Below are 23,515 nucleotides of genomic sequence, written 5' to 3' on the forward strand. Positions count from 1 at the left end.
GCCTTAGAGCTTCTGCCCGTCGTGGACCTTGTCGGCCCCCGAAGTGACGATCACGTCCCCGGCGTTCAGCCCCGACGAGACCTCCACCGTGGTGTCGCCCTGCGCGCCGAGCCGGACCACGTGCCGGTGCGCCTTGCCCGCGGTCACCAGCCACACCGTGTCCTGGTTGCCGTCGTGCACGATGGCCGCCACCGGCACCGCGAGCACATGCGGCTTGTTCGCGACCTGTAGGTCGGCCACGGCACTCATCCCGGGGCGCGGGACCGGGGCCGCGGAACCGTCGCCCAGCGTTCCGGCCCCCAAGGAGAGCCGGACCCGGTAGGTGACGCCGCCCCGGCTGGAGGCCTCGCCCTGGCTGTCGACGGAGATGACGGTCCCGGGGTAGTCGCCGTCGGGGACCGCGTCCAACTGCATGTCGGCGGTGACGCCCGGGGTGACCTGGAGGATGGAGGTCTCGTCGACCTGCGCGGTCACCGTCAGGGTCGAGGAGTCGGTGATGACCAGCAGCGGGGCCCCGGAGTCCACCGGGGACCCCTGGGAGATCACGGTGTCGTCCCCCGGGTCGGTGCTCCCGCCGGCCCCGGAGGCGGCGGATCCGAGGCTGCCGCCGGCCGCGCCGGCCAGCGCACCGAGGTTCCCGCCGAGCTGGGACAGCAAGGAGGAGACATCCACTCCGGAGGCACTGGCTCCGCCGACTCCGCTGCGCAGGGATATGTCCCCCGATATGGAGGCCTTGATAGTGAGGGAGTCCACTGTCTTCTGCGCTATAGCGACTGCGGCCTGTGTCTGGGTCCGTTGTGCATCGCTAAGGGAACCGATCACGTCCGATGCGGAGGCGATCCCGTTATTGAAGTTCGCGATAGTGGTCCGCACCTCGGAGGACGCTGTGGCGTACTGATTCCGCGCGCTGGTGATCTGGCTCAGGATCGACGCCTTGATCGCCGGATCGGCGATCTGGTTCGCGGTGGCCTGCGCGGCGTCGAAGGCCTTCTCAGCGTTCGCGTCGGCGTCGGCCTCCGACTGGGAGAAGTCCAGGACGCTGCCGCCGCCGGAGGACTTCTTGCCCTGCGCCGCGGCCTGGGCGTCCGCCGCCTTCGCGGCGTTCAGCTGGGCCTGCGCGTCCGGCGAGTCGATCTTCAGAAGGGTCTGGCCGGCGGTGACGTGCTGGCCGTCGGCGACCATCAGCTGGGCGACGGAGCCCGAGGCGGTCGCGTCGAGCGTGATCTGTGACTTCGGTGTCACAGTCGCCGGCGCCTCGACGACCTGGGTGACAGGTCCGTAGGCCACCGGCGCTTTGGTGATCCCGGACGGAGTACCGCTACCACAGGCGCTCAATCCGGCGACGAGTAGAGAACTGAGAACCAACCCCGCTATTGCCGTGCCACGTTTGGTCACGTCCCCAATGTAGGTACCGTTTCCGCGCCGCCGACGGCCGGGGTCGGCTGCCCGCCGGGCCGGCTGTGGTCCGGCGCGCGCCGCGGGTCGAAGGCGTAGGCCAGCAGGACGATCACGGCGATCATCACCATCGGCACGGCCATGCCCTCGCGGTGGCTGACGCCCGCCCCCCATAGGCCGGTCACCAGCGGGGCGCCGAGCAGGAAGCCCAGGTAGTTGAAGACGTTGATCCGCGCGACCGCCACCCCGGAGCCGGTCGGGTCGTTGGCGTAGGCCGAGGTGAAGGCCACCGGCACCAGCGGGGACAGCCCGAAGCCGGCGATGAGGAACCCGACCAGGGCCATGTACGGGCCCGATGCGCCGACCACGATCGCGAACCCGGCGGCGCAGACGACGGCCCCGGCCCGCACCACCTTGACGCTGCCGAACCGCTGCACGGCCAGGTCGCCGCGGAACCGGCCGAGCACCTGGCCCAGGGTGTAGGCGCCGACGACCAGGCCGCCGAAGGTGTCGGAGGACTTCAAGCCCTTGGTGAGGTAGTCGCTGCCGGCGGCGGTGACGCTGGACTCGCCGATGTAGGCCAGGGTCATGACCACGCAGAGCAGGATCATCGGGCGCCAGGGGATGTGCGGCAGCCGGCCGTCGGCGTCCTTGACGATCGTCTCGTCGCGCAGGTTCTTCAGCAGCATCGGACCGGCGTAGAGGGTCGCCGCGACGCCGACCACCGCGGCCACCAGGTAGGTCAGGCTCAGGTGCCAGCCGGCCGCCGAGCCCAGCGCGCCCCAGCCCGAGCCGACGATGGCCCCGGCCGCCCAGACCCCGAAGAAGGCCAGGACGATCGACCGGCCGTAGCGCCGCTCCAGCCCGCAGGCCTGCATGTTCATGGTGGCGTCGGCCGCGCCGACCGCGAGGCCGAAGACCATCAGAGCCGGGATCGCCTGGTAGAGGTTCCCGGTGTGCGGGACGACCACCAGGATGCCGACCACCGTCGGCTCGGCGATCCGCAGGACCGCGGCCGAGGTCGTCCAGCGCATCGCCAGGCCCGCCAGCACCGAGCCGACCCCGGCCAGGATCGGGACCAGGGCCAGCAGGATGGACAGCGTGCCGTCGTCGACGTGCAGCTGCTTCTGGATGACCGACACCTTCGAGGTGAGCAGGGAGAAGGCGAAGCCCTGAACCCCGAAGAAGACGAAGGTCGCTATCCGGTTCCGGGTCAGCCCGCCCGGTTCTAGCTGCGGCATGCCCGCAGCGTAGGCGACGTGATCTTCGATGGGAAGGGGTTGCGTGCCCCGGGCCCGGGCACGGGTGTAACGTGCGGAAAGTGCCAGATGACGCGGTGATCGGATGCGTGGGGGTCCTGCACGTCGGTACACGCGGCCAAGGGGGGCCCGGCGAGGCGGTGGTGAAGGTTCGGGGCGGTACCGAGGCGTTTCTGGCCTGGTCGGAGCAGCCGCTGCCGAAGGGCACCCGGGTCCTGGTCGTGGAATCCCGCGGAGAGCGTGCGGTCGACGTCATCGAGTTCCCGGAAGCCACCGACCCGTTGGACGAACTGGACAGGCTGTGAACATCCATCTCAGCTCACGGGAAGAAGGCTGACCACCATGTTCGGCTACAGAGTGCCCGCCCCCGACCAGGCGATGCTCATCTCCGGCGGCCGCCGGGGGCAGGGCGGGGCGCCGTTCCGGGTCGTCACCGGCCACGGCAAGTTCATCCTGCCGGTGTTCCGCAAGACCCGGTTCCTGACGCTGTCCATGCAGGAGGCCGAGGTCTCCGAGACGTGCGTGACCAAGCAGGGCATCGCCCTGACCGTGACCGCGGTCATCGCCTTCAAGGTCGGCAACGACACCGAGAGCATCGTCAACGCCGGCCAGCGGTTCCTGTCCGACCAGAACCAGATGTCGACGCTGACCGCCCGCATCTTCGCCGGCCACCTGCGCTCCATCATCGGCTCGATGACGGTGGAGGAGATCGTCACCGAGCGCCAGAAGCTGGCCGAGGAGGTCCTGGACACCTCCAAGTCGGAGATGGGCAAGATCGGCCTGACCGTGGACTCGCTGCAGATCATGTCCATCGACGACATGAAGACCGGCTACATCGACGCCATGGCCGCCCCGCACAAGGCCGCCATCCAGCGCCAGGCCCAGATCGCCCAGGCCCAGGCCACCCAGGCCTCGGTCGAGGCGCAGCAGGAGGCCGAGCGCAACAAGGCCGAGTACGCCCGCCAGACCGCGATCGTGCAGGCCAAGTACAAGGCCGAGGTCGACCAGGCGCAGGCCATAGCGGCCCAGGCCGGCCCGCTGTCCGCGGCCAGGGCCCAGCAGGAGGTGCTGATGGCCCAGACCGAGCTGGCCCAGCGCAACGCCGAGCTCCGCCAGCAGCAGCTGGTCGCCGAAGTGGTCAAGCCCGCCGAGGCCGAGGCCGAGCGCGTCCGCATCACCGCCGCCGCCGACGCCGAGCGCATGCGGGTCCAGGCCGAGGCCGCCGCCAGCTACGACCGCGTGGCCCTGGACCGCATGATCATCGACCAGCTCCCGCTGATCGTCGAGAAGGCCGCCGCCGGCCTGAACGGCGCCAACATCAACGTCCTGAACGGCGCCGACGGCCTGTCCGAGATCGCCGCCGGCCTGGTCGGCCAGGGCCTGGCCATCCTGGACTCGGTGAAGAAGGGCATCGGGGACGAGGACGGCGCCATGAAGGACAGGAGCGCGAAGCCGCAGGTGGTCGAGCGGGTGCAGATCGAGAACGGGAAGTAGGCACTCAGCGCGTCAGGAGCTCCCAAGTCAGTGGCCTGAAGTATTCGGGCTACGGCTTGGGGGCTCGCTGCTTTAGGTCTGGCCGCGGGCGCTACTTCCCCTCGGCCAGCCGCCCCGGCACCACGTCGAAGGTGACCCGCTTGCCGTCGCGCACCACCTCGACCGGCGTCTCCTTGCCGATCAGCGCCCCGCCCAGCAGGTCGAACAGCGCCGCGTGCCCGTCGATTTCCTGTGCGGCCAGGCTGATCAGCACGTCGCCGGGCTGGAACGGGCTGTCGAAGACGACCCAGCCCTCAGCGATCAGCTGCGGGACGACGCGGGCCACGGTCGCCGCGGGTACTGCGAAGGCCATGCCCTGCGCGTCGTCGCGGATCATGGTGTTGACACCGACCACGGCGCCGTCCAGGTCGACCAGCGGGCCGCCGGAGTTGCCGGGGTTCACCGCAGCGTCGGTCTGGATCAGGCGTTGCAGGGGGCGTTCGTGCTGGGCGGCCTGGAGTTGGCGGGACAGGCCGCTGACGATGCCGACTGAGACCGACTCCGGGTAGTCGCCGAGCGGGTTGCCCATCGCCAGGACGAACTCGCCGAGCCGGACCGGCCGGTCGCGCAGCGCCAGCGCCGACTCGTGCGGCTCGGAGAGCTCGACCACGGCCAGGTCGGTCAGCGGGTCGCGGCCCAGGATCCTGATCGGCTGGGTGGGGTAGCCGTGGATGGCCGCGGTCCAGGCGAATCCCTCCTGCTGGTCCACGACGTGGTTGTTGGTGACCACGTGGCGGGCGTCGTCCAGGACGAAGCCGGAGCCCGCGGTCCAGGAGTCCGCGCCCTGGTCGCCCCGGATCGCCACGACGTTCGGCAGCACCTGCTCGATCAGGTCGGCCAGTCCGCCGCTGAACGCGGCCATCGCCGAGATCGCGCTCATCGCCTCGGACCTCCACCGAGTCGTCGGCGGCGGGGTCGCCGTCGAAGACGGTGTGGCCGGCGCCGACCAGCTCCTTGAACCGGTCGTCGTACTCGTCGGCGATCCGGCCGATCTGCGCGCAGGCCCCGGTCAGCTGGTCGGCGGTGCCGAAGACCTGCACCAGACCCAGGCCGTCGTCGGCCTCGCCCGCGGACACCCAGTACAGGGCGCTGCCGTGCCGGAGCTGGTACGAACGTTCAGCCGTCGCTGCGCTTCCGGCTCAGCGTGAACGTCTCCAACGCCGCGATCTTCCCGTCCGGCTGCCCGACCGTGTAGTACGTGACGTGGATCCGCGTCAGCCCGCCCGCGTGCGTCCCCGGGTCCACGTCGAACGCGGCGAAGCCGTACGGGTGCTCCTCGTCCCGGACGCCGATCCAGGGGGCGTCCTCGAAGATGTACGTCGGCGTCTTCTTGCCGCTGGCTCCGACCGCGCCGACACCCATCAGGACCTTCGCCTTGCTGCCGGCGAAGAACTTCTGGTTGGTGGGGCTGGAGGTGCCGCCGCCGCCGAGCACCATGTGGACGGTGCCCTTCGAGGTGTCGATCTGGCTGGTGTCGGTGGCCACCGGGTTGGGGGTGAGGGTCTGGCTGCCGGAGACCACGCCGCGGACCGGGTGGGAGCGCTCGTAGTCGTGCTCGTGGCCGCAGACGACCAGGTCCACCTCGTACTTGTCGAACAGCGGGCCCCACTGCTCGCGGATGCCGATGTCGGCTCCGTTGGCGTCGGAGCTGGAGATCATCACCTGGTGCATGCAGACGACGATCCAGTCGATCTCGTCGTTCGCGCGGGCGGCCTTCAGCGTGCGCTCGAGCCAGGCGCGCTGGCGGCCGGCGCTGTAGCCGCTGACGTAGGTGTCGCCGCCGTCCTGGAGGGCCACGTCGTCGTTCTGCAGGACGACGAAGCGGACCGAGCCGACGGTGAAGGCGTACCAGAGGCCTGCGAACTCCGGGTCCTCGCCGTTGGGCGGAAGGGCGAAGCGGGTCTGGAAGGACGAGAAGCCCAGGGGGCCGTTGCCCTTCTCGTTCTCGTGGTTGCCGGCGGCCGGCATCCAGGGGCGGAAGCGGGCCGAGCGGGTGTTGTTCTGGAAGAACGAGTCCCAGGTGCGCAGCCGGTCCGGGTTGATGTTGGCGTAGCACAGGTCGCCGTTGAGCAGGTGGAACAGCGGCGCGACCTGCTCGATGCCGGCGACCACGTCGGAGGCCGCCGGGCTGGCGATGGTCGCCGCGACCGAGCTGAAGCCGCCGCCGGCGGCCACCGACCACGTCGTGCCGGGAGTGGCCTGGTCGCCGAAGCTGGTGAAGGTGAACGGCCGGCGGCCGGACGGCGCGGTGCGGAACGCCGCCGAGTCCGGCAGGACGCCGTCGTGCAGGGCGCTGTAGACGTACGTCGAGTCCGGGCGCAGGTTCCCGATGCGCGCGTGGTGGACGTACACCTCGCGGCCCGAGGCGCCGTCGGTGTAGGTGCGGGTCTCGGCCTGGACGGTGTCGCCGTGGCCGCCCTCGACGGTGCCGAAGCGGACCCGCGGGCGCCGCACCGGCGCCGTGGTGGTCCACGACGCGTACATCTCGCGCGACGGATCCGCGCCGAACGTCAGGTGCAGCCCGTCGACCGGCGGGGCGCCGAGCGCGCCGGGCGTGGTGAGCAGAAGCGGGGAGCCGGACGCGGCGGCGGACCCGGCGGCCGCCGGTCCGGAGTCGGCGGACCCGGCGGCGGGCTCCGTGGCGGCCGCCGCCGGCGACGCGAGCACCGGAGCGGCAACGATGGCGGCGCCGGCGGTCCCGGCGGCGAGCAGGGCGGTACGGCGGTCGACGGACATCCGATCGGTCATGCCCGGGACGCTAGCCAGGAGGCTGACTCCGCCGGGTGAACGCGCAGTGAGCACCGGACGAAGGTTCGCCCGTCCGGCCGACCGTGGGCGACCGGGGATCACTCGTGCGGAGGCGGCCCCGACCAGCCGAGTCCGGCCCCCGCCACCGTGCCCGGGAACCGCACGTGGGTCAGCGTCCCGGCGGCACTCTGACTGCGCGCGAGAAGATCGTCGATGTCTGACAGCGCCGGATCGGGCACCGCGAGCCCGACCCCCGGATCCAGGCGGCCGAAGGCGTCCAGCGCGCGCCCGACCCCGGCCAGGCTCACATCGACCGCCAGTCCCCCGCCCCGGCGCAGCGCCTCGACCGCGCCGGCCGCCGCGAGCCACCCGGCCCCGTGGTCCAGCACCTGCGCGGGCAGCGGTACCGGACGCCCGGCGCCCGCGGCGCGCATGCCCTCCTCGGCGATCCCGACAGCCATCTGCACCAGCGAGTCGAAGCCGCGGCGCCCGCCCCACGGACCGCCGGAACCGTAGGCGGAGATGGAGACGTGGACCAGGTCAGAGTTGACGGCCGCCAGCTCGGCCGGGCCCAGCCCGAGCCCGGCCAGCGCGCCGGGCCGGTAGGACTGGAGCACGATGTCGGCGCCGCGGACCAGGTCCAGGAAGGCCGAACGGCCCGCGTCGGTGCGCAGGTCGAGGAAGCGCAGAGCCTTGCCGAAGTTCAGGTCCAGGTCCAGACCGCGGATGGTGGGCAGCAGCGGCGAGCGGACCATGGTGACGTCGGCGCCGTAACCGGCCAGCACGCGGCCCGCGTTGGGGCCGGCGATGATGCGGGTCAGGTCGAGGACGCGGATGCCGGACAGCGGACGGGGATTGAGCGCGGACGCGGGGATTCCAGGCTCCGAGGCGGACAGCCGGTCGGCGCCGGCGCCGGGACTCGCACTGGCCCCGGCCCCAGCACCGGAGGTGGCACTCGCCCCAGCACCGGCACCGGCACCGGCACCGGCACCGGAAAAGGTGCCACCGACACCGCCGGACTCGGCCGCGCACACCCCGGCCGCGAACACCCCGTCGCCGGCCAACGGCGCCATCGCCACCACCGGCCGGCCGGCGACCACCGCGCTGTGCGGATGGGCCAGCCACTCCTCGCGCGTCCGCATCGCCGCCGCGACGCCGCCGGCCTCGGCGATCGCGTCCTCCAGCTCGAACCGCCCGCGCCGCCGGACCGCGGCCTCCACCGCCGCGCGGTCCTGCGGCACCCCGAGCACCCGGCACGCGATCTCCGCGTGGTGCTCGAAGTTGCAGTGCAGCCGCACCCAGCCGTCGGCCGCCTCGTAGTCCCCGGACAGCGGCGCCCACTCGAACGCGGCCTCGCCGTCCACCCGCAGATAACGCTCGCTGCGGAAGGCGATCGCCGCTTCCCGCACGCCGACCGCCACCCGCGGCATCGCCTGCAGGCAGTTGCGCGTCGCGAAGTACGCGGCCGCCTGCGTGTGCGCCGCCGTCACCGCCCACGCCGCGAACTGCCCCACCCGGAACACCGACGGCAGACCGAGATCATCCATGGTCCCCACGGTAAGGCGGCGGCCCGCGTGAAGGACCCGCGGACCGCTGCCAGAAAGGGCAGGTGTGTCAGGGACCACACTTCTCGTGGGGCTGGAAACCGTCCGCGAACGGCAGCGGCAACGACACGTCGCTCACGATCCCGCTCAGCTGCGCGGCGGTGAAGGGGAACGGATTCGTGGGCTGGGTCTTGCTGTCCGGAGCGCTGGAGCCGTCCAGCGCGTAGATCAGAATCTGCTGACCGTTGCTCAGGGTCCGGACCGCCTGTACGTGGTGACCGTGGTCCGTCGTACCGGCTCGGACCACCGAGCCGTCCGGCAGCGTGCTCTTCGTCAGGGGGCCCCAGCCGTCGGAGGCCTGGAACTGGTCCACATTGTCCCCGGGGGCGTAGACCACGGCCGAGACCTGGACGTAGGGGCTCGTGGTGCTCGGGTAACGGGGAAACGGGTCCTTGCCGTTGGCCGTCCAGTCCCCGTTGAGCGCGTAGGCGGTCTGGATCCCGGTCTTCTCCACGCACTCCCCGCCGTTCGGCGCGAAGTCTCCCCCGGGCGAAGAATAGTGCGTGATGTGCTTCATCCCGGGATCGAGCTCGCCGAACATCTCGATGAAGACCGCGCGCGCCAGCTTCTGCTCGGCGGCCGTCCGCTCCTTGTCGGTCAATGGCGGCTTGGCAGCGCTCGTGCTCGTGCTCGTCGGCGCCGGCGAAGACGAAGACGAACTCACCGTCGTACTCGCCGCGGAGACGACCGTGCCCCGCCCCCCGCCGCCCCCGGCGAACGCCGTCGCCGCGACCGCCACCGCCGCGACCGAGGCCGTGCTCCCCACGACCGCGGCCACCCGCCGGCGCCGCACCCGCCGCCGGCCGCCGGCCACCAGGTCGTCGGCGGTGAACGCCAGCCGGTGGGGCTGGACCGCGGTGCGCGCGAACAGCTCGCGGGCCTGCGGGCCGTCCTCGTCGGCGCCTCGCCCTGCCGGGCCCGCCGTGTCTTCGAACTCTGTCATCAGGACTCCTTCTCCACGCGGCCCAGGGCCGTCGCCTGCTGGTCGAGGAGGATCCCGCGCAGGGTGGCCAGCCCTCGCGCGGTCTGTGAACGGACGGTGCCGGGTGAGCAGCCGAGCAGATCCGCGGTCTGCTCGATGGAGAGGTCCTCCCAGAACCGGAGGACCAGCGTGGCCCGTTGGCGCGGCGCCAGATGCGCCAAGGCCTGGAGAACGGCGTCCCGCTCCCCGATGTCCGGGCTGTCGGGCGCCGGCGATTCCGGCACCGCTGCCACCGAGCGCTCGCGGCGCCAGCCGCGGCGCTTCTCGTCGATGACACAGCGCACCAGGACGCGGCGCACGTACGCGTCGCGGTTCTCGGCACGCTCGACCCGGTTCCAGGCCACGTACAGCTTCAGCAAAGCCGTCTGCACCACGTCCTCGGCCTGATGCGCGTCGCCGCACATCAGGAACGCGGTGTGCCACAGCGCGTGAGAACGCGCTGTGACGTAGTCCTTGTACTCCGCTTCAGCAGAAGCTCGCATCGTCCGTCCTCCCCTTCTGGTGGTAGGACGGAACGACTCATCCTCGGCGCTGCATCACCGGCGAGGAGTTTCCCGGCGCCCCGGCCTCACGTCCCCGAAGCCAGCTCCCGCGACCGGTCGCGGGCCGCCTCCAGCGCCGCGATCATCGCCGCGCGCACCCCGTGGTCCTCCATGGTGCGGATGGCGGAGATGGTGGTGCCGGCCGGGGAGGTGACCGCCTCGCGCAGCTTCACCGGGTGCTCGCCGGAGTCGCGCAGCATCACCGCGGCGCCGATGGCGGCCTGCACGATCAGGTCGTGGGCGGCGGCGCGCGGCAGGCCGAGCAGGATCCCGGCGTCGGTCATGGCCTCGACCAGGTAGTAGAAGTACGCGGGCCCCGAGCCGGAAAGGGCCGTGACGGCGTCCTGCTGCGCCTCCGGGACCCGGATGGTCTTGCCGACCGGAGCGAAGATCTGCTCGGTGCGGGCCAGGTGCTCCTCGGTGGCGTGGGCGCCGGCCGAGATCGCGGACATGGCCTCGTCGACCAGGACCGGGGTGTTGGTCATGACCCGGACCACCGGCACGCCCTCGGCCAGCCGGGAGGCGATGAAATGGGTGGTGATGCCCGCGGCGCCGGTGACCACCAGGCGGCCGGCCGGGACGTGCGGAGCCAGTTCCTCCAGCAGCGCGGCCATGTCCTGCGGCTTGACCATGAGGATCAGGGTGTCGGCCTTGGCCGCCGCCTCGGCGTTGCTCACCGCGTCGACCCCGTAGGCCGCCTTCAGGGCCGCCGCGCGTTCCGGGCGGCGGGCCGTCACCAGCACCTCGGAGGCCGGTTTGCCGGCCCGCAGCAGGCCCGAGACCAGGGCCTCGCCGATCTTTCCGGTACCGAGGACGGCGACGCGCTGGCTCATGGGGTCCGGTCTCCTCACATCCGCCACGAAGGGCTCGGGTGGCTCAGGCTGGCTCAGTCTTTCGAGAGCAGCGACCGGGCGAAGAAGCCGAGGTTCGCCGGACGCTCCGCCAATCGTCGCATGAGGTAGCCGTACCACTCGCTCCCGTACGGCACGTACACCCGCATGCGTTCGCCGGCGGAGGCCAGGCGCTTCTGCTCGTGCGGCCGGACGCCGAACAGCATCTGGAACTCGTAGCTGCCGATGCCCCGGCCGTTGCGCACCGCCAGCGCGCCGCCGATCTCGATCAGCCGCGGGTCGTGGGTGGCCAGCATCGGGTAGCCCTCGCCGGCCATCAGGGTGCGCATGCAGCGGACGAAGGACAGGTCCACCTCGTGCGTGCCCTGGTACGCCACCGACTCCGGCTCGCGATAGGCGCCCTTGACCAGCCGGACCCGCGATCCGGAGGCGGCGAAGTCCTTGCAGTCGGCCTCGGTGCGCCGCAGGTAGGCCTGCAGGCACAGCCCCGCCGTCGGATAGTCCCGCCGCAGCTCGGACACTATCTTCAGGGTCGAGTCGGTGGTGGTGTGGTCCTCCATGTCGAAGGTCACCGTGGTCCCGGCGCGCTGCGCGCCCTCGCAGATGGCGTGCGCGTGTTCGAGCGCTATCTTCTCGCCGTCGTTGCTCAGCGACTGGCCGACCGCCGAGAGCTTCACCGACACCTCGGCGTGCGGCGTGAGGCCGGCCGCCGCCAGCCGCTCCAGCAGGAGCAGATAGGCCTCCTTGACCAGGATCGCCTGGTTGGCGTCGGTCGTGTCCTCGCCCAGATGGTCCAGGGTGGCCAGCAGGCCGTCCTCGATCAGGGCGTCGGCCACGGCGACGGCGTCGTCGGTGGCGGGACCGGCGACGTAGCGCTTCACCACCTGGCGCGACCCCGGGGAACGCTCGACCAGGGTGCGGGTGCGATCACTGCCCGCCGCCGCCAGCAACGTCCGACGCAACACCGCAGAGCCTCCTCGACCGGTCGGTACCCAGCAACCCAAGCCTAGGACCAGATCGAGGAGGCGGCCGAGCCGGTGAGCCGCGCGGGGTACGCGGTGGGCCGGACGGCCCAGACGGCTGCTGACGGCTGCTGACCGTTTCCCACGGCTGCTACGGCCGCCGCACCACTCCCAGCCAGGTCGTGTACTCCTCGACCACCATCCCGTCCGGGAAGTGCTTCAGCAGGACCTCGCGCTCGACGTCCAGGAACGCCGCCAGCCGCTCGGGGTCCACGGTGCTCATGTACGACCGCGAGGTGGCGTTGGTGAGCCGCTGCTCGATCGGGATCCGCCGGGACCACGCGGCCCGGAACACCCGCACCGGCAGGTGCGACCACCGGCCGCCGAGCTCGATCCGCGGCTCCTGGTCGAACGCGCTGCTGCTGTTGGTGTAGCCCGGCTCGCCGCCGATCAGCTCCCTGATGCGGTCGTTGTAGCCCGTCCGCCACGGCGCGTCCGTGTCGGGCTTGTTCCAGAAGCAGGCCAGCGCGCCGCCGGGCTTGAGCACCCGGAAGACCTCCGGGACCGCGAGCTCCGGGTCCACCCAGTGCCAGGCCTGTGCGAAGGTCACGAAGTCGACCGACTCCTCCCGCAGCGGCAGCGCGTTGGCGCTGCCCAGGACCGCGCCGACCCCCGGCGACTGCGAGACCAGCTGCCGCAGCATCGGTTCGGACAGCTCGACGGCGGTCACCTCGGCGCCGCGCTCGTGCAGCTGGCGGGAGGAGATGCCGGTGCCGGCGCCGACGTCGGCGGCGCGAGACCCGGACAGCGCGCGCCCGGACAGCTCCTCGATCGCGTCGAAGATCTCCGCCGGATATGTCGGTCGGGACTTGGCGTAGGCGGACACCAGGGTGTCGAACTTCGATGACTCGGCCAACGGAACTCCCCTATGAGTCGGACACCGGCAGAGCCCGCGGCTCCGCCTCCTCCCGCACGCTCGCCAGAGCGCGGCGGGCGAAGACCAGGGATTCGCGGAGGTCCTCCTCGCGCTGCAGATCGTTCTCCGCGCGCCGAGTACTCACCTCCAGCACGACGGCGCCGGCCAGCCCGCGGCGCGCGATCCGCTCCAGGACCTCCTGGCACGGCTGCGAGCCGCGGCCGGGCACCAGGTGCTCGTCCTTGTTCTGCCCGGTGCCGTCGGCCAGGTGCAGGTGGACGAGCTTGTCGCCCATGCGGTCGTACATCGCCAGCGCGTCGTTGCGGGCGGTCGCGGTGTGCGACAGGTCCAGGACGTAGTGCTCGAAGCCGGTCTCGGTGGGGTCCCAGCCCGGGAAGTAGGCCTCGCCCTCGCGCTCCATCCGCGGCATCTTGATCCGCGGGAGGCGTCCGAAGATGTCGGGGGTGGAAGCCCGCCACGGGTACATGTTCTCGACCGCGAAGCGGACCTCCGACTCCTGATTCAGCCGCTTGATGCCCTCGGCGAACTCCTCGGCGTAGGGCTGCTGCCAGCGGAACGGCGGGTGCACCACGACCACCTTGGCGCCGACCCGCTCGGCGGCCTCGCGGGACTTCTTCAGCTTCTCCCACGGATCCGAGCCCCAGACCCGCTTGAGGTTCAGCCAGAACAGGGTCGGGGCGTGGATCGACAACACCGGCATCTGGTAGGCGTCGACGTACTCGAGGATCTTGTCCGGGTGCTGGCTCGCCGGGTCGATCGAGACCATGACCTCGACGCCGTCGTAGCCGAGGCGGTTGGCCACGTCGAAGGCGTAGCGCGTGGACTCCGGGTAGACCGACGACGTCGACAGGCCCACCTTCGGTGTGGTGACCTGCTCCGTCGTCCCGGTGCTGTCGGTCCTGAAGGTCACGCGCCTCAGCTTACAAGGGAGTCCAGCCGCCGGAGGATGACGCCTTCGCGCAGCGCCCACGGGCACAGGTCGGCGACCTCCACGTTGAACAGGTCGAACGCGGCGTCGGCGACCACCGCGCCGGCCAGCAGCTGCCCGGCCCGGCCCGGGGAGACCCCGGGGAGCCCGGCGCGCTGGGCCGCCGACATCTGCGACAGCCGCGGCACCCACTCGGTCAGGTCCCGGGCGCGCAGCGAGCGCGGCGCGTACAGGCCCTGCGCCGAGGGCGCGGCGCCGGCGATCCGGGCCAGCTGGCGGAAGGTCTTGGAGGTGATCACCACGCGGTCCGGGCGGCCGGCCCGGGCCACCCGGGAGACGCCCTTGGCGATCTCGTGGCGCACGTAGCGGCGCAGCTCCCGGATCTGCTCGGGACCGGGCGGATCGCCCTTGAGGCGGTCGTGGGTCAGACGGGAGGCGCCCAGCGGCATGGACTCCATCACGTCCGGCAGCTCGTCCAGACCCACCGCGATCTCCAGCGAGCCGCCGCCGATGTCCAGGACCAGGAGCCGGCCGGCGGACCAGCCGAACCACCGGCGCACGGCCAGGAAGGTCAGCTTCGCCTCGTCCGGGCCCGGGAGCACCTCCAGGTTGACGCCGGTCTCCTCGCGCACCTTGGCCAGCACCTCGTCGCCGTTGGCGGCCTCGCGGACCGCGGAGGTGGCGAAGGCGAGCATCTCCTCGGCGCCCTTGTCCTCGGCCACCCGCAGGGCATGCGCGACGACGTAGCACAGGCGCTCGATGCCGCTGGGGACGATGGCCCCGCGGTCGTCGGTGAGCTGGGAGAGGTGCAGCTCGACCTTGTGCGAGAAGGCCGGGATGGGGTGCGCGCCGACGTGCGCGTCCAGCAGCAGCAAGTGGACCGTGTTCGATCCGACGTCCAACACTCCGAGGCGCATATCGCGATACGTTACCCGGCCTCCCACGGCCGAGCGCGCCGACCGCGTAGGCTTGTGCGGTGCCTGAAGTACCGCTCGACTTCCCCCGTGAGTGGGTGGAGTTCACCGACCCCGACAACGCCGCCCAGCTCTACCGGGCCGATCTGACCTGGCTGTGCTCGCGCTGGACCTGCATCTGGGGTGCCGGCTGCGGCGGGATCCGGCCCGGCCGGGCCTCCGACGGCTGCTGCACCCTGGGTGCCCACTATTCGGACAAAGCCGACAGAAAGCGGGTCGAGAAGGCCGCCGAGCGGCTCACCGACGAGACCTGGCAGTTCCGGTCGGTCGGCCTGGAGCTCGGAATCACTCAGAAGGATGAGGACGGCGACAAGCAGACCCGGGTCGTCGAAGGCGCCTGCATCTTCCTGAACCGGCCCGGCTTCGCCGGCGGCGAGGGCTGCTCGCTGCACGCGCTGGCGCTGCGCGAGGACGTGCACCCGCTGACCACCAAGCCGGACGTGTGCTGGCAGCTGCCGGTACGCCGCTCCTACGACCGCGTGGAGCGGCCGGACGGCACCGAGGTGCTGGTGGTCTCGATCGGCGAGTACGATCGGCGCGGCTGGGGCGGCGGCGGGCACGACCTGCACTGGTGGTGCACCGGGGCCACCGAGGCGCACGTCGGGCGCGAGCCGGTCTACGTGTCCTACGGCCCGGAGCTGACCGAGATGATGGGCGAGAAGGCCTACGAGGTGCTGGTCGGGCTGTGCGAGGCGCGGGACGCCTCGCGGGTGCTGGTCGCTCCGCATCCGGCCGATCCGGCCTGAGCCCGTTCTGATTCCGACCTGATTCCGACCTGATCCTGGTCTGATCCCGGTCTGATCCGGGGCACTCCTCACTGGTTCTCCACGAATCAGACCATTGCCACGCACCATTGAGAACCCTAGTTTGCCCAGTATGCGTTCTGTCATGGTGCTACTGACCGCCCTGGCCGCCTCCGCATCCCTCGTCACGGCCAGCGCCAGCGCCAGTGCCGGCTCCGGCTCCGGTCCGGTGCAACGGGTCTCGCCGGCGAACCCGGTCGTGGACTGCACGGCCGGCGCGGCCACCGGCACCCTTTATCCGAACACCACCACGGAGCCGTTCGTCTCCGTCGACCCGCGCCAGCCCCGCCGCGCGATCGTCACCTGGCAGCAGGACCGCTGGAGCGACGGCGGCGCCCACGCCGGGGACTACGCCTGGACCTCGGACGGCACCCACTACACGGTCGGGACACTGCCGTTCGGCCAGTGCTCCGGCGCGAACGACTACCACCGGATCTCCGACCTGTGGGTGAGCTTCGGACCGGACGGAGTCGCGTACAGCAGTGCCCTGCAGTTCGACGAGAACACACCGCGCTCGGGCGTCGGCGGGGCGACGTCCTTCGACGGCGGAGCGACGTGGAAGTACGCGCAGCCGATCATCGCCGACGACGACCCGAACCTGGGCGACGACAAGAACTCCGTGACCGCGGACCAGTCGCATCCCGGTGTCGCCTATCAGGTGTGGGACCGGCTGGACACCTCGGACAACGGCTTCACCGGCCCGGCGCTGATCTCCGTGACCCACGACCACGGCAGGACCTGGTCGAAGCCGGCGACCCTGGTCGACACCTCGGCGGTCGCGCCGTTCACCCAGACCATCGGCAACATCGTCACCGAGGCCCCGAACGGCACGCTCTACGACTTCTTCAACCTGATCGAGTACACCGACGCCAACGCCGACAATGTGATCAGCTCGACGTACTCGGTGGTGTCGTCCACCGACGAGGGCGCGACGTGGTCCAAGCCGACCCCGGTGACCCCCGACTCCTCGGTGGCCGAGGTGGACCCGAACGATCCGACCAAGGCGCTGCGGGCCGGCGGCGGCCTGGAGGCGGTCGCGGTGAACCCGGTGACCGGCCGGATCTGGCTGACGTATGAGGGCTCGGACTTCAGCGGCGGGAAGTACGACCAGGCCGAGCTGGTGTCCTCCGCCGACGGCGGCCGGACGTGGACGGCGCCGCAGCTGGTGAGCAAGCCGGGCGTACCGGCGTTCACGCCGGTGGTCTCCGTGGACGCGCTGGGCACGGTGAGCGTGTCGTACTACGACCTGCGCTACCTGCCGGCCGGCGACACCACGACGCTGCCGACGGCGCGGTTCCTGAAGGTGCTGCCGTTCGGCGACCCGCGGCTGGCGACCGAGCGGCAGCTGACGCCGGCGTTCGACTGGCTCCTGGCGCCGAACGCCGGCGGGTACATGCTCGGCGACTACGAGGGCATGACGCCCGCCGGTCCGCTCGGGGAGCAGAACGTGTTCGTGGCTTCGCTGAACGCGCCGCAGCACGCCACCGACGTGTACAGCGGGGTATTCGTCGGGCCGTTCTCGGCGGCCGGCGGGGACGGCCGGACGCCCGCCGCACACGCGGCGCCGTCCACGCACGCAGCGCGGGTGATGAACCGGTAGCGGGGCTTTTCCGGTAGCGGACAAAGGGAAGGCGCCCGACGGGCTGGGACACGTCGAGCGCCTTCCGGGGCTCCGGCGCGGCGGGTGCCGGAGCGTCTGTGGGCCGCCTTTATAGGCCGCGATCTCCGCCTCTGTAATGGCGGATGGCGATCAGTGAAGCGGCTTGCGATGCGAGGGCTTGGGTGCGGGGCTGGTGCCGGTGGGCGTCGGCGACGTCGAGCCGCCCGAGGAGCTCGGGCCGCCGGACGTGCTCGATCCGCCGGACGTGCTCGGACCGCCCGGTGAGCTCGGGCCGCGCGACGGGGCGCTGCTGGACGAGGTCGGGCCGCCCGGGCTGCTCGGGCTGCTCGGGCCGCTCGCGCTCTGGCTCGAGGGCGCCGAGCTGTGCGGCGTGCTGGGGCTGCTCACCGGGCTGGTCGGCGTCCCCGAGGGCGTGCTGCTCGGGTTCGTGGGCGGCGTGCTGGACGGGCCGGACGGCGAGCCGCCGCTCGGGCTGCTCGGGCTGCTCGGACCGGTCGGGCCACTGGGGCTGCTCGAACCGCCGCCGGAGCCGCCGACGCCGTTGATCGAGACCATCTGGCCGCTGGGGTCGAAGCGCACGTGCGCGGTCCAGGGGCCGCTCGGTGCGGCCGAGGAGTCCACCAGGATGTGGACCGACGTCTGGGCGCCGCCGGCGAGCATGCCGGAGGTGGCGCTGAGGCTGAGCCAGGAGGCGTCGGGGGACGCGGCCCAGCTGATCGGCGAGGTGCCGGAGTTCCAGAGGGTCACGTCCACGTCGCCGGGGTTGTTCGAGCGCTGCGACACGCTGATGTGCAGCTGCGCGTCCCCGCTCGGGTCCTGCGACGGCGCGGAGGTCTGCGACGGCGGCGGGTCCACCGGGCCGTTGAAGGGCAGGCTGCTCCCGGCGGTGGGCGCCGAGGACGAGGGCGTCGTCGGCAGCACCGCCGCGACCACCTGCGCGGTCACGGTGTCCCCGCCGGGCAGCCCGCCGGAGCGCACGCTGCCGGCCACCGGCAGCGCGGGCCCGGCGTCCGGGCTGGAGCTGGGACGCGGGTAGTCCGGCGTCTGCGAGCTGTTGGCGCCCGGATCCGGCGGCGTGAACAGCGTCTTGGTGCCGGCCGGCGAGGACGGCACGAAGAGCACGAAGGCCGTCACCCCGGCCGCCCCGACCCCGCTGAGCACGGCGGAACTGGCCAGCGCGGACTTGACGCCCGGCCGGTTGCGCCGGCGCGGGTCCGGCGCGCCGCCCATGGGCCGCGTGAAGACGCGAGTGGCGTCGTGCGCCGCCCGCGCGCCGGGCATCATGCCCAAGGGCATGACGGCGGTCGGCATGACTCCCACCGGGGCGATCGGCGGCACCCGGGCCCCGGCGGGATCGCCGGCGGCCACCGACGCGGCGGCGCTCGCGGCGGCCTCATACGCGTCGCCGACCGGGGCGACCCCCCGCCGCACGGCCTCGATCCCCCGCCGCCGGCCCTCGACGGCCGCGGCGACAGAGTTGCGGGGCACGGGGCCGCGGGTCCGCGTGGGGACCGGGCGGACCGGCCGGACGTCGTCGAAGACGCCGGGCTCGCGCGCGGTGCGGGCGGTGATCAGCGTGTCCTCGATGGAGGAATCGCGGGCCGGGCCGAAGGAGGCGACGAGATCTTCGGCGCGCAGGCCGGCGAGGACTTCGGTGCAGGGAAGGGCGGCCGGCTCGCGATCGGGCTCGGGCTCGGGCTCGGGGAACGCTCCGCCGGCCAGTGCCTCGGCACGATCGTCGCGGTCGAAGCTCGCACGGGCGGACCGCCGCTGCGGCAAGCCCTCGGTACCGCGCTCGTAACCCTCCCCCGCAGACCACCCCTCGGCCGGACCGCCCCGCTGCAACAGATCCTCGGCCAGGCCGCCCCGCTCGGCCCCGAACTCCGCGACCCCGGCAACCCCCGCGGCCCGCTCGTCCCCGGTCGCCGCACCACCCCGTCGCGGCGCCCCGGCATCGGCGGCCAGTCCCCGGCGCGGGGCGATCGGCCCCTCGTCCAGCTCCGCCGACCCGCGGCGCAGCCGGCGGCGCCGCTCGGTTCCGGCGCTCACAACAGCACCATCGAGACCACTTCCCTCGTCCATCGTGTTCGCCGGCGTCTTCGCGTCGGGGGACGCGGGCGCCGGGGTGCGTAATCGCTCCGGGGCCGTCGCCACCTCGCCGGCGACCGCCTCCGCGGCGGCCGAGGAGACGCGGCCGGCCAGCAGCGCCCCCAGGCGCCGCTGGCGGCGCTCCACCGGCATCGGGGCGGCGGTGCGGGGCTGGTGCTGCGGACGCTCCGACGGCGGCCGCGGCGTCGCTATCGCCGGGAAGCCGAAGGGGTCGAAGCGCGTCAGCCGGGTGGCGATCGCGGCCTTCTCCGCCGCCTTCTCCGGGGTGCTGTCCAGCAGGTCGCCCAGGACCCGCTCGCGCAGTTCCCGCGGCGCCGGGACGTGCGGCAGGATCGACGGGGCCTGCGGCGCCCCGAGCACCTTGTGCAGGTGGTACTGGCAGCGGGAGCAGGCGTCGACGTGCGCGACCAGCGGTTCGCGGCGCTGCGCGGTCAGCCGGCCCGACCAGCCCGCGGCCAGCGCGGCCAGGTCCGGGCAGTGCGAGCGCGAAGTGCGCAGCAGCGCCAGGGCCGCCAGCGAGCGCTCCAGTTCGTGCCAGGCCTGCGACAGGACCTCGAACGACTCGGCCGCCGGCTTGCCCAGCATCATCCCGACCGCGCGGCTCTCCATCCCGTGGCGGACCGAGAGCTCCAGCACCTCGCGGTGCGCCGCGGTCAGGCCGTCGGTGTCCGGCCAGTCCAGCGAGGCCAGTTCCGCCGACAGCAGGGTGCGCTCCAGCTCGGCCATCGACGCGTCCTTGGCGGCAGGCGCCACGACCGAGGCTGAGCCCGCCGCCGGGGACGCCGCCAGGCGCAGCCGCGGCAGCTTCCCGGCCCGGCAGTAGTGCCGGGTGATCGCGTACAGCCACGGCCGCAGCATCTCGGCGTCACCGAGGTGCGCCACGTGGTGGTCGGCGGCGACGAAGGCGCAGTACACCGCCGAGGCCGCGGCCTCGTGGTGGCGCAGGCCGCCGAGGGCGTAGGTGTGCAGACCGTCCGCATAGGCGTCGTAGGCCGCCGCGCGCCCCCAACTGTCGGAGACGCTGTCCCGGTTCACCGGGTCCGCGGGATCCAGGGGATCCGTGGCGTTCGAGTCGTGGTCTTTCACACCAGCCGACGTTAGACATGCGTCGGTGGGCTGATCGGGATAATCGGCCCAGGTTGCCCCCTTCGAGGGGTTCTGCGGCTCGGGCCGTGACCAAACACCGACGTCACTCGACCGAGCGACACGCACTCGGCGCACGCCCGGCCGCGCGCGCCGTGGCGCGCGCGGGGCGGATCAGCTGGAGGTGGCGCTCGTCGGCGGCGGCGTGTCGGTCGTCGAGCTGGTGGTGTTGCTGGGCAGCTGGTTCGACGTCGGCGGCGGCACCGGCTGACTCGTGCTCGCCGACGTCGTCGGCTTCTTACTCGGCGAGGAAGTCGTGTGCGAGGTCGTCGCCGTCGAGCGCCGAGTGGTCGCCGTCGTGTGGTGCGTCGACCCGGTGTCCTGCCCGCCGCCGGTCGGCACGGCGCCGGTGCCGGTGGCCGAACCCGTCGCCGAGTCCGTGGACTGCGGTGTCGTGGGCGCCGTCGAGGAGCCGTCCGAGGAGGAGGCGCCGTTGGTGTCCGTACCGGCCGCCGAGGACGACGCCGACGTCGTGGTCCCGGTCCCGGCCGGCGCGCCCTTGCTGCCCCCGCCGCCGGCCATCGCGACCGCGACGCCGCCGACCGCCAGCACCACCAGCGCGATACCGGCTATCGGCAGCAGCTTGCGGGCCCCGCCCACGCCGGACTTGCCGCCGGCGGTCGGGAACCCGGACTCGTCGAAGGCGCCGGCCCGGGTGGCGATGCGCTGGCAGAAGGCCGCGCCGGCCGGGTCGCGCAGGGTGTCCAGCACCCGGGCGCGCACGCCCGGCGGGACGAACGCGTGCGGCAGTTCCTCGAACAGCCGCAGCGGGCGCCGGTTCTCGATGTGGTCCGCGCAGGCCTGGTCGGCCTTCACGTGCCGGGAGACCGCGTCCAGCCAGGGCTCCACGCCCTTGCCGTCCAGCCGGTCGAAGCGCTTGCCGAGCTCGGCGATCTCCGCGCAGCGCGGGTCGCCGACCCGGTTGGCCAGCACCGCGGTCAGGCCGTTCTCCAGGTCGTCCTGGGCGTCCTGGACGACCTGCCCGATCTGCTCCTCGGACATGTCCATGACCAGCGCCAGGTCGCCGTCCACCATCCGGTGGCGGAAGGCCAGGTCGAGGATCTCGCGGCTCTCCGGCGGCAGCATCGCGTAGACGTCCAGCGCGGCCCGGGCGAACCGGTCGTTGCGGGTGCCCTGCGCGGCGTCGGCGGGGATGTCGTCGGAGACCCCCAGGCGCAGCGCCTCGTGGCGGCTCAGCGCGTAGAGCCAGGCGCCGAGCTCGTCGGGGTTGGCCAGTTCGCGGATCCGGCTGTTGGCGACGATGAACGCGTCACGCAGCGCGTCGGCGGCCAGCTCGTGATCGGCGAGCAGGTCATAACAATATGCATACAAGCGCGCGCCGTATGTGTCATAGATCTGCCCGATGGCGAGCTGATCCCCCGCGCGTAGCGCCGTCACCATTTCCCGGTCAGTCACGGCCCCAGACGTTAAGCCATTCGAGCGACAACTAGCCAGTGGATCAGGGCATTCGACCAGAGGTTGGCGTCGAAATCACCCTGTTTACACCGATAGATACCGCACGATTTATCCCGCGCGCGTACGCGAGGAGCCCCCGCGGTGGCCGGGCGGCCGCCCGAACCATGTCGGAGCCGACCGCTACCGTGGCCTCATGCCGACCGCCAACTCCCGCGCCCGGAAGGCCGACTCGGCGGCCTCGTACCAGTGCACCGAGTGCGGCACACAGTACGCGAAATGGGTCGGCCGCTGCGGCGAGTGCCAGACCTGGGGCAGCGTTGAGGAACGCGGCGCCGCCAAGTCCGCGCCGAAGACCGTGGCCACCATGCCGGCCCAGAAGGCCCGCCCGATCGGCGAGGTCGCGGTGGACGACGCCGCCGCGGTCCCGACCGGCGTCGGCGAGCTGGACCGGGTCCTGGGCGGCGGGATCGTGCCCGGCGCGGTGGTCCTGCTGGCCGGCGAGCCGGGCATCGGCAAGTCGACCCTGCTGCTGGAGGCCGCGGCCGCCTACGCCGCCTCCGGCGCCACCACCCTGGTGGTCACCGGCGAGGAGTCGGCGGCCCAGGTCCGGCTGCGCGCCGACCGGATCAAGGCGCTGCACCCCAACCTGTTCCTGGCCGCCGAGACCGACCTGGGCTCGGTGCTCGGCCAGATCGAGGCGGTGCGGCCGCGGCTGGTCATCGTGGACTCGGTGCAGACCATCGCCTCGGCGGCGGTGGACGGCACCCCCGGCGGCGTGACCCAGGTCCGCGAGGTGGCCGCCGCGCTGATCCGGGACGCCAAGGAGCGCAACATGGCGTGCGTGCTGGTCGGGCACGTCACCAAGGACGGCAGCATCGCCGGCCCGCGCATCCTGGAGCACCTGGTCGACGTGGTCCTGCAGTTCGAGGGCGACCGCGCCTCCTCGCTGCGCCTGATCCGCGCCGCGAAGAACCGCTATGGCGCCAGCGACGAGATCGGCTGCTTCGAGATGCACGACACCGGCATCCGCGGCCTGTCCGACCCCTCGGGCCTGTTCCTGTCCCGCCGGCCGGTCCCGGTCCCGGGCACCTGCGTCACCGTCACCCTGGAGGGCCGCCGGCCGCTGGTCGCCGAGGTGCAGGCGCTGGTCACCAAGACCAGCGCCCCGACCCCGCGCCGGGCCTCCTCGGGCCTGGACACCAACCGGGTGGCGATGATCCTGGCGGTGCTCCAGCAGCGCGGCGGCATCGCCGGGCTGGCGAGCTCGGAGATCTACAGCGCGACCGTCGGCGGCGTGCGGCTCACCGAGCCGGCCGCGGACCTGGCCACCCTGCTCGCGCTGGCCTCGGCCACGGTGAACGAGCCGGTCGGCGAGGGCGTGGTGGCCATCGGCGAGGTCGGGCTGGCCGGCGAGGTGCGGCCGGTGACCGGGGTGCGGCGGCGGCTCACCGAGGCCGCGCGGCTGGGCTTCAAGACCGCGCTGGTCCCGCCGGATCCGGACGGCAAGGAATACGGCGGGAACCTTGCGGGGCTGTCGATCGTCGAAGTGGGCGACGTCCGGGCAGCGCTTCACGCCGTGGCGACCGGCTCGCGCCGGTAAGGTTGAGACACTACGACCGTTTGCTTCCCGCGCTCGTGGAGACCGGGGACGAGCGGCACATGGGGGCCCCGGGCACCCGGGGCGGGAACAACGAGAGCAGGATGGGAT

19 protein-coding genes are annotated in these 23,515 nt (G+C 72.5%); 5 read left to right on the top strand and 14 right to left on the bottom strand.

What is annotated here, in order from left to right; genetic code table 11:
• Window positions 1-3 precede the first annotated feature (3 nt).
• Together ABH926_RS40190 and ABH926_RS40195 are read right to left on the bottom strand one after the other, a co-directional pair.
• Window positions 4-1,395, bottom strand: coding sequence for an efflux RND transporter periplasmic adaptor subunit (locus tag ABH926_RS40190; RefSeq protein ID WP_370371419.1), 1,392 nt, complete (start codon window positions 1,393-1,395; stop codon window positions 4-6).
• Window positions 1,392-2,636, bottom strand: coding sequence for an MFS transporter (locus tag ABH926_RS40195; RefSeq protein WP_370371421.1), 1,245 nt, complete (start codon window positions 2,634-2,636; stop codon window positions 1,392-1,394). The genes ABH926_RS40190 and ABH926_RS40195 overlap by 4 nt, the downstream gene beginning before the upstream one ends.
• A 71-nt stretch (window positions 2,637-2,707) precedes the next feature.
• On the opposite strand from ABH926_RS40195, the gene ABH926_RS40200 reads away from it, so the two are divergent.
• Together ABH926_RS40200 and ABH926_RS40205 are read left to right on the top strand one after the other, a co-directional pair.
• Window positions 2,708-2,959, top strand: coding sequence for a hypothetical protein (locus tag ABH926_RS40200; RefSeq protein WP_370371422.1), 252 nt, complete (start codon window positions 2,708-2,710; stop codon window positions 2,957-2,959).
• Window positions 2,960-2,996: 37 nt separating this feature from the next.
• On the top strand, window positions 2,997-4,148 hold the full coding sequence (locus tag ABH926_RS40205) for an SPFH domain-containing protein (protein ID WP_370371423.1): 1,152 nt from the start codon (window positions 2,997-2,999) through the stop codon (window positions 4,146-4,148).
• A gap of 91 nt (window positions 4,149-4,239) precedes the next feature.
• Here the strand turns inward: ABH926_RS40205 and ABH926_RS40210 are convergent, their stop codons facing one another.
• From ABH926_RS40210 to ABH926_RS40255, 10 genes are all read right to left on the bottom strand, one after another.
• Complete coding sequence (locus tag ABH926_RS40210) at window positions 4,240-5,067, bottom strand: S1C family serine protease (RefSeq protein WP_370371425.1); 828 nt, start codon at window positions 5,065-5,067, stop codon at window positions 4,240-4,242.
• Between the two features lie 236 nt (window positions 5,068-5,303).
• Complete coding sequence (locus ABH926_RS40215; RefSeq protein ID WP_370371427.1) at window positions 5,304-6,935, bottom strand: purple acid phosphatase family protein; 1,632 nt, start codon at window positions 6,933-6,935, stop codon at window positions 5,304-5,306.
• Window positions 6,936-7,033: 98 nt separating this feature from the next.
• Window positions 7,034-8,482 (bottom strand): CoA transferase, encoded by a 1,449-nt coding sequence (locus tag ABH926_RS40220; protein WP_370371429.1) that lies wholly within the window; start codon window positions 8,480-8,482, stop codon window positions 7,034-7,036.
• A 67-nt stretch (window positions 8,483-8,549) separates the two neighbouring features.
• Window positions 8,550-9,482 (bottom strand): hypothetical protein, encoded by a 933-nt coding sequence (locus tag ABH926_RS40225; RefSeq protein ID WP_370371430.1) that lies wholly within the window; start codon window positions 9,480-9,482, stop codon window positions 8,550-8,552.
• Window positions 9,482-10,003, bottom strand: coding sequence for a SigE family RNA polymerase sigma factor (locus ABH926_RS40230; protein ID WP_370371432.1), 522 nt, complete (start codon window positions 10,001-10,003; stop codon window positions 9,482-9,484). The genes ABH926_RS40225 and ABH926_RS40230 overlap by 1 nt, the downstream gene beginning before the upstream one ends.
• 86 nt (window positions 10,004-10,089) lie before the next feature.
• The gene (gene proC, locus ABH926_RS40235) at window positions 10,090-10,896 is read right to left on the bottom strand and encodes a pyrroline-5-carboxylate reductase (RefSeq protein ID WP_370371434.1); all 807 of its coding nucleotides are present in this window, start codon (window positions 10,894-10,896) and stop codon (window positions 10,090-10,092) included.
• A gap of 53 nt (window positions 10,897-10,949) precedes the next feature.
• Window positions 10,950-11,879, bottom strand: coding sequence for a proline dehydrogenase family protein (locus tag ABH926_RS40240; protein WP_370371435.1), 930 nt, complete (start codon window positions 11,877-11,879; stop codon window positions 10,950-10,952).
• A gap of 148 nt (window positions 11,880-12,027) precedes the next feature.
• Window positions 12,028-12,792, bottom strand: coding sequence for a class I SAM-dependent methyltransferase (locus ABH926_RS40245; protein ID WP_370371437.1), 765 nt, complete (start codon window positions 12,790-12,792; stop codon window positions 12,028-12,030).
• Between the two features lie 10 nt (window positions 12,793-12,802).
• Window positions 12,803-13,723: a sugar phosphate isomerase/epimerase family protein gene (locus ABH926_RS40250; protein ID WP_370371439.1), complete on the bottom strand. Its 921-nt coding sequence runs from the start codon at window positions 13,721-13,723 to the stop codon at window positions 12,803-12,805.
• 5 nt (window positions 13,724-13,728) lie between these two features.
• Window positions 13,729-14,658, bottom strand: coding sequence for a Ppx/GppA family phosphatase (locus tag ABH926_RS40255; RefSeq protein ID WP_370371441.1), 930 nt, complete (start codon window positions 14,656-14,658; stop codon window positions 13,729-13,731).
• Between the two features lie 59 nt (window positions 14,659-14,717).
• On the opposite strand from ABH926_RS40255, the gene ABH926_RS40260 reads away from it, so the two are divergent.
• Both ABH926_RS40260 and ABH926_RS40265 read left to right on the top strand, forming a co-directional pair.
• Window positions 14,718-15,461, top strand: coding sequence for a hypothetical protein (locus tag ABH926_RS40260; RefSeq protein WP_370371443.1), 744 nt, complete (start codon window positions 14,718-14,720; stop codon window positions 15,459-15,461).
• Between the two features lie 130 nt (window positions 15,462-15,591).
• Entirely contained in the window at window positions 15,592-17,118 is a 1,527-nt protein-coding gene (locus ABH926_RS40265; RefSeq protein WP_370371445.1) for a sialidase family protein, read from the top strand.
• Between the two features lie 150 nt (window positions 17,119-17,268).
• Here the strand turns inward: ABH926_RS40265 and ABH926_RS40270 are convergent, their stop codons facing one another.
• Both ABH926_RS40270 and ABH926_RS40275 read right to left on the bottom strand, forming a co-directional pair.
• On the bottom strand, window positions 17,269-20,334 hold the full coding sequence (locus ABH926_RS40270; protein ID WP_370371447.1) for a hypothetical protein: 3,066 nt from the start codon (window positions 20,332-20,334) through the stop codon (window positions 17,269-17,271).
• A 171-nt stretch (window positions 20,335-20,505) separates the two neighbouring features.
• Window positions 20,506-21,807 (bottom strand): RNA polymerase sigma factor, encoded by a 1,302-nt coding sequence (locus ABH926_RS40275; protein ID WP_370371448.1) that lies wholly within the window; start codon window positions 21,805-21,807, stop codon window positions 20,506-20,508.
• A 193-nt stretch (window positions 21,808-22,000) separates the two neighbouring features.
• Here ABH926_RS40275 and radA point away from each other — a divergent pair, with 193 nt between their 5' ends.
• A complete protein-coding gene (radA, locus tag ABH926_RS40280; RefSeq protein ID WP_370371449.1) occupies window positions 22,001-23,407 on the top strand; it encodes a DNA repair protein RadA in 1,407 nt (468 codons plus the stop codon).
• The last annotated feature ends 108 nt before the right edge of the window (window positions 23,408-23,515 follow it).

The organism is Catenulispora sp. GP43 (assembly GCF_041260665.1).
GTDB lineage: Bacteria > Actinomycetota > Actinomycetes > Streptomycetales > Catenulisporaceae > Catenulispora.